Raw genomic sequence first — 11,878 nt, 5'->3', positions numbered from 1 at the left:
GGCTACGCGCTCATGCCGCACAGCGCGCGAAGTTCATCGACGCGATCCGTCTTCTCCCACGTAAAGTCTGGATCGTTGCGACCAAAGTGACCATAAGCGGCGGTCTTCTCGTAAATCGGACGACGCAGGTCGAGGTCGCGGATGATAGCACCGGGTCGCAGGTCAAAAGTCTTGTTGATGGCCTCGACGATGCGATCCTCATCCACATGGGCGGTACCAAAGGTATCGACCATAACGGAAAGCGGCTTAGAAACGCCGATAGCGTATGCGAGCTCAATCTCGCAGCGATCGGCAAGACCGGCGGCAACCACGTTCTTGGCAACCCAGCGTGCAGCGTAAGCGGCAGAACGGTCGACCTTGGTGCAGTCCTTACCCGAGAAGGCACCGCCACCATGACGGCCCATGCCGCCATAGGTATCGACGATGATCTTGCGGCCGGTAAGGCCGGTGTCGCCCATCGGGCCACCAACGACAAAACGACCGGTGGGGTTAACGTAGATGTCGGCATCGCGCCAATCGATGCCCTCGGCGTCCATAACAGGAGCAATCACGTGCTTGATCATGTCGTTCTTGATGATGCCCATATCCTCGATCTCGGCCGCATGCTGCGTGGAGACGACGATAGTGTCCACGCCCGCGGGCTTGCCGTCCTCGTAGCGAACGGTGACCTGAGTTTTGCCATCGGGACGCAGGTAATCCAAAGTGCCGTCATGGCGAACTTCGGCCAGACGCTCCGCCAGGCGGCTCGCCAGGTAATGCGGCATGGGCATCAGGGTCGAAGTCTCGTTCGAAGCGTAGCCGAACATCATGCCCTGGTCACCTGCACCGATCAGGTCGATCGGGTCGGTGGTGGCACCGCTTTGGGTCTCAAAGGATTCATCCACGCCCTGGGCGATATCGGGGCTCTGCTCGTGGATGAGGTTCATGACGCCGCACGTATCGCAGTCAAAACCGTACTTGGCGCGGTCATAGCCGATGCGGCGAATGGTGTCGCGTGCGATCTGCTGCACGTCAACATAAGCCTGCGTGCGAATCTCGCCGGCGACGATCACGGTTCCGGTAGTCACGAGTGTCTCGCATGCGCAACGGACGTTGTCGACGTTGGCGGGTACGCCGTTGGGTGCCACGTAGCCTTGGGCCTGCAACGCGGCCTCCTTGGCAAGAATGGCGTCGAGAATGGCGTCGGACACCTGGTCTGCGATCTTATCGGGATGTCCCTCGGTCACAGATTCTGATGTGAACACGAAGTTGCCGCGATCGGAGGTGGAACGATTAGTAGCTGGCATGGCATGCCCCTTTCAATAACGCGCCCGACGACCGTTACCATTCCGTCGAGCATATGTGTAGGCAGACATTCTACTCCGCTGCCTATTAAACGCAATCAAGTGTAGTCCTCCCGGGTCATTAACGCTCCCGTCAGTTGTGCCATTTGCACCGAATAATTCGATAAGTGGCCCCATGCGGCACCAAAGCCCTCCCGTGGTAGAATGACACCCCGTTTCACCTTGCAAACCACCACAACCATCAAAGGCTAGCCCATGACCTTCATGACCATCTTTCTGCAGATGCTCACCTTGTGCATCCCCATCGTTGGCGGCATCGTTGCCGCGCGTGCGGGATTTCTCGACCAAAAGATGAATACCGCCCTCACGCGACTCGTCATGAACATCACCTTGCCATGCATGGTCGTCTCCTCCGTGGGCGCAAACGAGACCCTGCCAAAGACACCCGTTCTCCTCACGCTTCTCGCCGCCTCCACCGCTGGCTACGCCATCGCCGCGATCATTGCTTATGCAATCACCGCACTCATGCGCACGCCCGCAACCGAGCGCAGCGCCTGGCACTTCTCCATCACCTTTGGCAACGTGGGCTTTATCGGCTATCCTGCGCTTTCCGCCATCTTTGGGCCGCAAGCCGTGCTCTACGCCGCAATCGCCAACATCCCCTTCAACCTGTTCAATTTCAGTATCGGGGCAGCTATGGTCAAAGCCGGCGCCCAGGACGCACAGGGGCAGCGTGCGCTCTCACTGGGCAATCGTCTGCGCGAGCTTGCCCGCGATGCGGCGAACCCCACATTTTTCGCAAGCTTCATCTTGCTCGCCCTTGTCTTATTGGGCATACATGACCTTGGGATTCTTGGAGACGGTTTGACGACAATCGGCAACTTCACCACGCCGGCGGTACTCCTCATGCTCGGCTCCACCCTCGCGAGCTATAATGCACGCGAGATGCTTGGAAACTGGCGCGCCTATGTGGCAGGAGCCGCGCGCTTGATTCTCGTTCCGTGCGCGATTCTCTTCATCTTGGGCGGCTTCGTCACCGATCCGCTGGCACAAGGCGTGCTCGTGGTGGGAAGCGCCATGCCCGCCGCCAGTAATGGCGTGCTGTTCAGCCTCCTATACGGAGTTGACCCCAAACCGATGATGCAGGCGAACTTCGTGACCATCGTGGCATCGATTTTGACCATCCCACTCATCGCGTTAATGGTGTAGCGGCAAGACCGACCGCCGAACAGCACCAGAAGTCAGAGCGTTAGACGCTTTAGGGCCTTTAGGGGCTCTCGCGCCTCCAACGGGTGTTGATATCCGTCATTTACGCCGATACCGCGCTCCGTATAACGTTCGCGCCGCTTGTGCTCTATAATGCATGGGTCAAACAGTTGAACCTATCTATACAAGGAGCATCCATGAGCTCAGACGTTCGCGTCCGCTTCGCACCGTCGCCCACCGGCAAGCTGCACATCGGCGGCGCTCGTACCGCCATCTACAACTGGGCATTTGCTCGCGCCAATGGCGGCACCTTCATCCTGCGTATCGACGATACCGACCCCACCCGTTCTACCGACGAAAACACTCAGATTATTTTGCGTGCCATGCGCTGGCTGGGCCTTGACTGGGACGAGGGTCCGGAGGTCGGCGGCGAGCACGGCCCCTATGCTCAGACTGAGCGCCTGGACCTGTATCGCGCCGCCGCCCAAAAGCTTTGGGACGAGGGCCGTGCCTATCCGTGCTTCTGCACCCCCGAAAAGCTCGCCGAAGATCGCGCTGCCGCCCAGGCGCGCAAGGACCCGTTCCAGGGTTACCAGCGCACCTGCCGCAATATCGACCCCGCAGAGGCTCGCGCCCGTATCGACGCCGGCGAGCCATATGTCTTGCGCATCAAGGTCCCCGAGGACCGCGGCGACGTAGTGATTCACGATGCCGTCCACGGTGAGGTTACGTTTAACGCCCGCGAGCTCGACGACTTCGTCATCTTCCGCTCTGACGGCACCCCCACGTACAACTTCGCCACCGTGGTTGACGATGCCATGATGGGCATCACCCACGTCATCCGCGGCGACGACCACCTTTCCAACACGCCGCGCCAGGTTATGGTCTACGAGGCGCTCGGCGCCCCCGTGCCCACGTTCGCGCACATCTCCATGATTTTGGGCGCTGACGGCAAGAAACTTTCCAAGCGCCATGGCGCCACCTCTGTGGAGGAGTACCGCGACCAGGGCTACCTGCCCGATGCCTTCGTCAATTACCTGGCGCTGCTCGGCTGGTCTCTCGATGGCGAAACGACAATCGTTCCCCGCGACGTGCTTGCCTCCAAATTCTCGCTCGACCACGTGTCCAAGAACCCGGCTACGTTCGATCCTAAGAAGCTCGACTGGATCCAGGCGGAGTACATTCGCACCATGACCGACAAGGAGTTCGCCGATAAAATCATGGTTCCGGAGCTGCATGAGGCCGGCATGATCGAAGGCAACCTTGAGTACGATGAGGCTTGGATCGATGCGCTTGCTGCCATCGCAAAGCCGCGCACCAAGTTCCCGGCCGACGTTGTCACCGTGGCCTCCCCCATCTTCGCCACCGCCGAGACGCTCGAGTACGACGAGAAGTCCGTGGCTAAAGGTCTCGCCAAAGAGGGTATGGGCGCCATTCTCGACGAGGCTGAAGTCGCACTCGCCGATGCCGAGTGGACGCCCGAGGCCATCGACGCCGCCCTGGAGCCGTTGCCCGAAAAGCTCGACCTCAAGAAGCGCATCGTCTTCCAGGCTGTTCGTGTGGCGATTTGCGGCAATCTGGTGAGCGCCCCGCTTTCGGACACCATGGCGCTCATCGGCCGTGAAGACTGCATGGCCCGCATCGCCCGCGCCAAGACGATGGCTTTGTAACCCCAGCAGTTACGCTAATTGCAAATACAGTATCTTCGAAAGAGAGCTCGGCATTTGCCAAGCTCTCTTTTCATATCCCAAACGTGCGCGAAGCGCACACTCTTTTTCTCCACGCTTAGCCGTAGGGACTTGAATGCTCTATCCTAGAGGCGGTTGGCATGCCGAGTTTCGGTAGATTCCGCACGCAAAGAAGCGTCCAGTGGACGCTTCGTCTTGCGCAGGACCTGACCGAGCCGAAACTCGGCATGCCAACCGCCAGCCTTGCAGTTAGGAGCCCTCATGTCCGGAACCCCGCAAACACTTGCCACAACCTCAGCATTCGAGGTCCTCGGCCCCATCATGGTGGGCCCCTCGTCTTCCCACACCGCCGGGGCGTTGCGCTGCGCGCAGGTCGCCGCCTCACTTGTCGACGGGGACGTCACCGACGTGACCTTCACGCTTTGGAATAGCTTTGCCCACACCTACCGAGGCCACGGTACAGACCGTGCCCTCGTAGCCGGCATCTTGGGCCTCGATACCGATGATGAGCGCATCCGCGACGCCTTCGACATCGCGCACGCTCGTGGGCTCAGCTATGCCTTCGACGTTGCCGGCGACGACGGCTCCATCCATCCCAACACCGTCGATATCGATATGAAAAACGCCCGCGGCGAGTCCATGCAGGTACGAGGCGAAAGCCTCGGCGGAGGCAAGATGCGCATCAGTCGCATCAACGGCGTGGGCGTCGACATCTCCGGCATGTACAGCACCTTGTTCGTAGCCCATCGCGACCTGCCGGGCGTGCTTGCCGCCCTCACCAACCTGCTTGCCTATGCACATGTCAACATCGCCTTTTGCCGCACATATCGCACCGAACAGGGCGGTCAGGCCTACTCCGTCTTCGAGACCGACGGAGCCGCCTGCGGCGAGGTGCTCCCTGTGCTTAAAAATCTCGATCACGTAGACTTCGCAACCTTTATCGAGCTTCCCGGATCTGCCTCTTCACTCTCCCCCGGCGTCTCAACGCCTGAGCTCTTTGATGACGGTGCCCAACTTCTCGATGCCTGCCGCGAGCGCAACATGAGCATTGGAGCCGTCATGGAGCTGCGCGAGCATCGCCTCATCGGCGAAGAGCGCGCCCGTGCCTCCATGGCACGCACCCTCGACGTCATGCGCGAGGAGACCAGCGCGCCCCTCGCGAACCCCACGCCCTCTCTTGGCGGATTCCTGGGCGGCGAAGCGCAACGCGTGGCAACAGCTTCGCAAACAACGCGTCTCTCCCTTTTGGGCGAGGTCCAAACCGCCGCGACCGCCAAAGCCATGGCGGTGCTCGAGCGAAGCGCATCCATGGGCGTCATCGTCGCGGCGCCTACGGCAGGCTCCTCCGGCATCGTCCCCGGGTGCGTCCTGGCACTGGCCGAGCATCTCGATGCCAGCGACGAGACCATCATAGAGGCACTCTTCTGCGCGGCAGCCATCGGACTCAACCTTACGACCTCAGCCTGCGTAGCAGGAGCCGAAGGCGGTTGCCAAGCCGAGGTCGGAAGCGCTGCCGCCATGGCGGCAGCGGCACTCGTCCAGATGATGGGCGGCACGCCCGAGCAGGCACTCCACGCCTCCTCTTTGGCACTCTCAAACCTCTTGGGCCTCGTATGCGACCCGGTGGGCGGACTCGTGGAAGTACCCTGCCAAACACGAAACGCCATAGGAGTGGCAGCCGCATTCTCCTCCGCACAGCTCGCACTTTCCGGCATAGCCAGCCTTGTCCCCTTTGACGAGATGGCAAAAGTCATGCTCAGCGTAGGCCATGCCCTGCCCGCAAGCCTTCGCGAGACCGCACGCGGCGGCATTGCCCAAGCGCCCTCCGCGCTCTCGGCATGTGCCCGCTGCGGCATCTGCGCCTAGCGTTTACAACGCCGCCGTTCCCATACCTCAAATGCTCCTCAAAATGTGGTGAAAACTCCATGTCGCGCATCCTATTCAAGGTCAAATAGGTATAATCGCCTTTGCTAGATGGCAAGTTTTCAATCAAATCAAGGAAAGACCCGATGGCATTTGATGCAGAATCCGGAAACGGCGGCATAACCCCGCCTCGTCCCGTAACGCCCAGCTCTACACGAATCATGCCCCCTGCCTCACAGGCAACCCGCACCCGTTCGTCAAGCACGCGCGCTCAGCAGCCCGCTGGCGCACATCGCGCACCCAACCATATGGCTCCCTCCAAGGCCACTTCAAATGCAGGCGATTCTGCACCTCGAGAGCCCAAGAACCGCAAACGCGGCAAAATCGCAGCCGCTATCGTGGGGGGCATCGTTGTCGTAGTCTACATTGCCGGCGTCATCGCCTTCTCCAATATCTACTATCCCAATACGTCGATTGCCGGCGTGGACGTGTCTCTTGCCACAGCAAACACCGCAGCAGAGCGAATCGAATCCTCACTTTCAAACTACTCGATGCACCTCACCGGCTGCGGCATGGACTGGACCTTTACGCCTGCCAAAGGGACATTCTCCATCGACGCTAAAGCCGAGGCACAAGCCGTTCTAGCGGGAGATTCCGCCTTCCTCTGGCCTGTCAAGCTCATCCGATCGCTCGCCACGGGTAACGCCAAGGAAAACCTCGCCTCTCTCGACGAGACGACCAAGGCAACCTACGACAAGGACGCCTTTAACCAGGAGCTCTCCGCTGCCATCGATGCCTTCAACCAAGACCGACCCGGCACCTTCGATGCCGCCGGCGCCTATGACGCCGATGCCGGCAAATTCACCGTCGAAAAGGCGCGTTCGAGCCAGCGCATAAATGCCGATACGGTAACAAAGGCGGCAACGGAAGCCATCGAGCACGCTCAGTCCACCTGCTCCCTTGACGATTCTGCCTACGAGCCTCTCGCCGGAGGCGCCACCGACGAACAGCTCCAAAAGGCCTGCGACGCAGCAAATGAGCTGCTCGGCGTCAACGTGAATCTCAAGATGGGCGGAGCCACCGTAGCTACGCTCAACGGCGCCCAGATGTGCAAGTGGATCACTTTCGATGATTCGCTCAAGCCCACGCTCAACCACGATCAGCTTTCCGAATGGATTCACAACCTCGCCGAGACCAAGCTCGATACCGCCGGCAGCGAGCGCACCTATACGCGCCCGGATGGCAAGCAAGTCACCATCGGCGGCGGCACCTATGGCTGGATCAGCGACGAGGCATCCCTTGCTCAGATGATCCAAGACGCCGTTGCCAACAAGCAGACGGGCGATATCGACATCCCCACCAAGCAGACCGCTGCAAAATACACCGATGCGGGCCAGCCCGATTGGGGCGCCTATGTCGACGTCGACCTTTCCGAGCAGCACGCGCGCTACTACGATGCAGATGGCAATCTCAAGTGGGAGTCTGGCATCATTTCGGGCAACCCCAATGAGGGTAATGCGTCTTCTACTGGCATTTACTCCATCAACAACAAGGAGCGCAACGTTAAGCTCACCGGCAAAAAAGATCCAGAGACCGGAGAGCCCATCTATATCTCCTACGTCGATTACTGGATGTCCTTCATCGGCGGTGCCGTGGGCCTTCATGACGCCAACTGGCAAGCATCTTCAAGCTTCTCCAATCCCAATGCCTACCTGAGCGTGGGCAGCCACGGATGCATCAACCTTCCGCCCTCCAAAGCAGCAGAGCTCTACGACATGATCAATGTCGGCGACTGCGTAGTCGTGCACAACTAGCAACACGCTCAAACGCTCATCGAAAACGGCGAACCCTTGTAATTGGGTTCGCCGTTTTTGTAATCAGCTAACGCCTTAAACACCGCCCTAGGCATCGAGGCGCTTCTCCAATGACATCAAGCCGCGCTGTGTAAGATCATTTGCAACAGCAGAAACTTGCTCGATAGGAATCGATCCGTCCGAAAGCACCCACGCACGGTAGATGCCCACGATGCCGCTGAGCAAAAACGAAAGATAGTACTCAAAGAGCTCGTCGGGCAGATCGCTCGGCACCAAATTGCCGTCGAGCAGCGCACGTTCAAGCGGCTTACGAATACGCGTAATGAGCTCTTCGGGCGGCAACAGCTCGAAAAGACGCTTGTTGATGACGATGTTTTGGCTTACCACATGATTCACCGTTGCGAAAAACGTATCAGCAGCAATTTGCACGTCTTCGGCACTCTCGGCCTGATGCCCGCTCAAAGCCTTCTCTACCGTATTGACGATATAGACGACCGATTCCTCGGCGACAGCATCAAGCAGACCATCGATACTGCCAAAATGCAGGTAAAACGTCTTTCGATCGATGTCTGCCTCGCGCGCTATCGAGCTGATGGTGATTTCACTCAGGTCCTTCTTCTCGAGAAGCTTCTCAAACGCGGCAAGAATCGCCTTGCGCGTGCGCGCAACGCGACGGTCAACGCGCACGCCCTTTTCCGTTTTAGTTTTGGCCATCACAATCACCTTTGTAGAATAAGATACGAACCTAGATATCTTTGTTGAATAGACACAATAGACTTTTCTACGTTTGTTGAATATATCACGTTTGGGTACTATTCCTGTAGCGAATGCGTCAGGCGGTGCAATTTCGCAGATGCTGTCCACAAGCGACTCGTTACCACATCTACGACTCCAGCCGTTTCTCTCGAAGACCGAAAGACCCAGCGCCGCCCGACCACTCGTCGATGTCAATCAGGAGGGTACACATGGCACTCAAGCAAACCGCAGAGCGCGCTGCGCTCAACAAGCTCATCGACTATTTGGACGAAGACCCCGTAAAGCACGTTGATAAGATCATGGACCTCATCAACAAGCTGGTACCGGATAATGTTTTCCCAACCCAGCGCGAGGCGTTTACCAACGTCATCAAGAGCCGCGGCAACTGGTACGACCTTATCATGCGCATATTTAAGCTTAATCCCGAGATGCGCACACGCTTGCTCAAGACCCTCATTGTCGACGGCAATATCCTGGCGTGGCCCGAGCAGGAGCAAAACCGCGATAAATACCAATGCAATATCCCCTGGGCCATCCTCCTCGATCCCACAAGCGCATGCAACCTGCATTGCACGGGCTGCTGGGCAGCCGAATACGGACACAGGCAAAATCTTTCCTTTGAAGATATCGATTCCATCGTCACTCAGGGCAAAGCGCTGGGTACGCATATGTACATCTACACCGGCGGTGAACCCTTGGTGCGCAAGACAGATCTTATCCGCATCTGCGAAAAACACCCCGATTGCGCGTTCTTGTGCTTTACCAACGCAACGCTTATCGACGAGCAGTTCTGTCAGGACATGATTCGTGTGGCCAACTTTGTTCCCGCCATCTCGGCCGAGGGCAACGAGCACACCACCGATGCCCGTCGTGGAGAGGGCACGTATAAGAAGATCGAGCGCGCAATGAAGCTCTTGCGCGAACATGACCTACCCTTTGGTATCTCATGCTGCTGGACAAAAGCAAACGCAGATGCCGTTGCCACCGAGGAGAACATCGACTGGATGATCAAGGAGGGCGCGCTGTTCTGCTGGTACTTCCACTTCATGCCCGTCGGACGCGGCGCTACAGCCGAGCTCATCCCCACACCCGAGCAACGCGAGCGCATGTATCACTTCGTGCGCGAGATGCGCGAGAAAAAGCCGCTGTTCACGCTCGATTTCCAAAACGACGGCGAGTACGTGGGTGGATGCATTGCCGGCGGCCGTCGCTACCTGCACATCAACGCCGCAGGCGACGTGGAGCCCTGCGTGTTTATCCATTACTCCAACGCCAACATCCATGACGTGAGTCTTCTTGATGCGCTGCGCTCTCCCCTGTTCATGAAGTACTACGAGAATATGCCGTTTAACGACAACTACCTCAAGCCGTGCCCCATGCTTGAGAATCCCGATGTCCTGCCAAGGCTTGTTGCCGAATCCGGCGCGCACTCCACGGACCTCGTGGAGCAAGAGACGCCCGAGCAGCTGCGTGAGAAGACCAAGGCCGCAGCCGAGGCCTGGAGCCCCGTTGCCGACCGCCTGTGGACGGATGAGAACGATCCCTTGTACACCAAGCGCCGCGACGATCGCACTCAAGGCATGGCCGAGTCCGACATGCACAAGTTTGCAGCCCAGGGCCGCCTCCTCAAGCAATAATGTGACAAAAAGTCGACAGGTTTATTTTGTCACATTTTCTCAACTCCTCCACATAGGTAGACAAACCCTCTCCCGGCACAATGCCGAGAGAGGGTTTTTATCTAACGAATCTAAAGTACCGACGATATAGGCAGCTGCCCTGGCACTCCCCTATGCGCGCGGCTTCTTTTTGAACTGAGATGGGGAGACGGTAATGCCATCCGCCGACTGGCGCACTGTCCTTCGAGCAACGGGCTTTTTGCGCGAAGGGCTCGAAGACGCGGCACCATTGACGCTCAAGCGATGGGAAGACGATGCGGACGCCTCCTCAAGAGACCCGATAGAAGCCAGCGGAGCAGCAATCTCGTCTTCATGATGCGAGGGATGGCTGCGCTTCTTACCCTTCTTGCGCGCAGAGCCGGATGAGGAGGATTTGGCCGATCCGGACGAATCCTTACCAAAGCGACGCAGCACACGGTCCCAGCGAGCATGAATGCTCGCGTTGTGAGCGCTTTTAAGACCCAGAAGCGGCGCCGCCAGGATAGTAGGAGCAATAAACGTGATAAGGCGCCACAGAAGATATCCTGCTGTTGCAGCAGAGCCAAAGAAATGGCCCAGAAACAGTGCGAAGCCGCCTTCGGCACCACCGGTGCCGCCCGGCAGAGGAACCGCAGAAGAAAGCAGCTGCACAAAAGCGCTCGCCGCCATGACCGAGAAAAAGTCGACCTCGTGCTTACCAAAGGCGAGCATCAAAAAATATGGCACCAAATAGAAGAACGCAAGCTGCAGCATGGTGATGATGACGGTGAGCACCATCGAAGAGAAATGCCCGGCAGAAAGCTTGAACTTATCGGAGAACGAGTAGATCTCGCTGTCGACAAAGCCGCGCCACCCCTCAATCTTCGACTTGGACATGCCAACGCGCTCAAGCAGGTTGATAATCCAATGTGCCAGACGCGTCACCATACCCGGCATGAGCGCCACGGCAAAGATGCCAAGCAAGATGAGGCAGTGGCCGCCAAAACTGAAGACGCACAGCAGCGTGATGTCGCCATAATGCTCGGCAAAATACGGCATCCGGGCCAAAAGCAGAATGGCGCCCCAAGCAACGAGGCCAAATTGATACACGATAAATCGCGTGAACTGCGTGGCACCCGCCTCGCCCACGTTTTGCCCCGCCTTGGTCAAACGGTAAATCTGCGCAGGCGTGGAGCCCATCATCATGGGCGTGAGATTGCCAAAGAAAATGCCCGAAGCCTCGACGGAGATAAGATCGCGAATGCCCACAGGCGAATGGGGATCAAGCCACACGGCAATCGCGTAAGCGAGAATGCCGAAGACGAGGTACAGGAACATGAAGAAGCAGGCGACAAAGAGCCAACCGCCCTTCACAGACGCCATGGCGCCCCAGAACTGCGCCATCTGTCCCGTAACCACCAAATAAACGATATAGGCGATGAGGACCAAGCCAATAAAAATGGCACCGCGACGCGCGGTTTTGGTATCGTCGCCGCCGGCAACCTGAACGTCAACCTGCGGATGAGAAGTTTTGTGCTTAAGGGGCCCCGTCATGGTTCTCCTTTAATTAGATGTAGAACGTGTTCCATTGTACGTCCTGAGTGGCATTATCCCCAGACTTCCATGCAAGCCTG

The 11,878-nt window shown here is 58.3% G+C and carries 8 protein-coding genes; 5 read left to right on the top strand and 3 right to left on the bottom strand.

Annotation, left to right across the window (positions count from 1 at the left end; all coding sequences use genetic code 11):
- Positions 1-2 precede the first annotated feature (2 nt).
- Entirely contained in the window at positions 3-1,286 is a 1,284-nt protein-coding gene (gene metK / locus HF320_RS04010; RefSeq protein WP_169277165.1) for a methionine adenosyltransferase, read from the bottom strand.
- A 252-nt stretch (positions 1,287-1,538) separates the two neighbouring features.
- Here metK and HF320_RS04005 point away from each other — a divergent pair, with 252 nt between their 5' ends.
- From HF320_RS04005 to HF320_RS03990, 4 genes are all read left to right on the top strand, one after another.
- Entirely contained in the window at positions 1,539-2,492 is a 954-nt protein-coding gene (locus tag HF320_RS04005; protein ID WP_169277164.1) for an AEC family transporter, read from the top strand.
- 194 nt (positions 2,493-2,686) lie between these two features.
- On the top strand, positions 2,687-4,159 hold the full coding sequence (gltX, locus tag HF320_RS04000) for a glutamate--tRNA ligase (protein WP_169277163.1): 1,473 nt from the start codon (positions 2,687-2,689) through the stop codon (positions 4,157-4,159).
- Positions 4,160-4,438: 279 nt separating this feature from the next.
- A complete protein-coding gene (gene sdaAA, locus HF320_RS03995; protein WP_169277162.1) occupies positions 4,439-6,043 on the top strand; it encodes an L-serine ammonia-lyase, iron-sulfur-dependent, subunit alpha in 1,605 nt (534 codons plus the stop codon).
- A gap of 143 nt (positions 6,044-6,186) precedes the next feature.
- Positions 6,187-7,854, top strand: coding sequence for a L,D-transpeptidase family protein (locus tag HF320_RS03990; RefSeq protein ID WP_169277161.1), 1,668 nt, complete (start codon positions 6,187-6,189; stop codon positions 7,852-7,854).
- 87 nt (positions 7,855-7,941) lie between these two features.
- On the opposite strand, the gene HF320_RS03985 is transcribed toward HF320_RS03990, so the two are convergent.
- Positions 7,942-8,568 carry a TetR/AcrR family transcriptional regulator gene (locus tag HF320_RS03985; protein WP_169277160.1) on the bottom strand — a complete coding sequence of 209 codons (627 nt, stop codon included), beginning with the start codon at positions 8,566-8,568 and terminating at the stop codon, positions 7,942-7,944.
- Between the two features lie 251 nt (positions 8,569-8,819).
- On the opposite strand from HF320_RS03985, the gene HF320_RS03980 reads away from it, so the two are divergent.
- Positions 8,820-10,247 carry a radical SAM protein gene (locus HF320_RS03980; RefSeq protein WP_169277159.1) on the top strand — a complete coding sequence of 476 codons (1,428 nt, stop codon included), beginning with the start codon at positions 8,820-8,822 and terminating at the stop codon, positions 10,245-10,247.
- 150 nt (positions 10,248-10,397) lie between these two features.
- Here the strand turns inward: HF320_RS03980 and HF320_RS03975 are convergent, their stop codons facing one another.
- A complete protein-coding gene (locus HF320_RS03975; RefSeq protein ID WP_169277158.1) occupies positions 10,398-11,798 on the bottom strand; it encodes a lysylphosphatidylglycerol synthase transmembrane domain-containing protein in 1,401 nt (466 codons plus the stop codon).
- Between the last annotated feature and the right edge of the window lie 80 nt (positions 11,799-11,878).

This window comes from Collinsella acetigenes, from assembly GCF_012844445.1.
GTDB classification, from domain to species: domain Bacteria; phylum Actinomycetota; class Coriobacteriia; order Coriobacteriales; family Coriobacteriaceae; genus Collinsella; species Collinsella acetigenes.
The sequence above is the reverse complement of the archived record's forward strand: the minus strand, read 5'-3'. Positions and strand labels throughout refer to the sequence as shown.

Bases quoted from the DNA above. Each gene is read 5' to 3' on its own strand.
- sdaAA (WP_169277162.1), top strand. From the start codon at position 4,439: ATGTCCGGAACCCCGCAAACACTTGCCACAACCTCAGCATTCGAGGTC.
- HF320_RS03985 (WP_169277160.1), bottom strand. From the start codon at position 8,568: ATGGCCAAAACTAAAACGGAAAAGGGCGTGCGCGTTGACCGTCGCGTT.
- HF320_RS03975 (WP_169277158.1), bottom strand. From the start codon at position 11,798: ATGACGGGGCCCCTTAAGCACAAAACTTCTCATCCGCAGGTTGACGTT.
- gltX (WP_169277163.1), top strand. From the start codon at position 2,687: ATGAGCTCAGACGTTCGCGTCCGCTTCGCACCGTCGCCCACCGGCAAG.
- HF320_RS04005 (WP_169277164.1), top strand. From the start codon at position 1,539: ATGACCTTCATGACCATCTTTCTGCAGATGCTCACCTTGTGCATCCCC.
- HF320_RS03980 (WP_169277159.1), top strand. From the start codon at position 8,820: ATGGCACTCAAGCAAACCGCAGAGCGCGCTGCGCTCAACAAGCTCATC.
- metK (WP_169277165.1), bottom strand. From the start codon at position 1,286: ATGCCAGCTACTAATCGTTCCACCTCCGATCGCGGCAACTTCGTGTTC.
- HF320_RS03990 (WP_169277161.1), top strand. From the start codon at position 6,187: ATGGCATTTGATGCAGAATCCGGAAACGGCGGCATAACCCCGCCTCGT.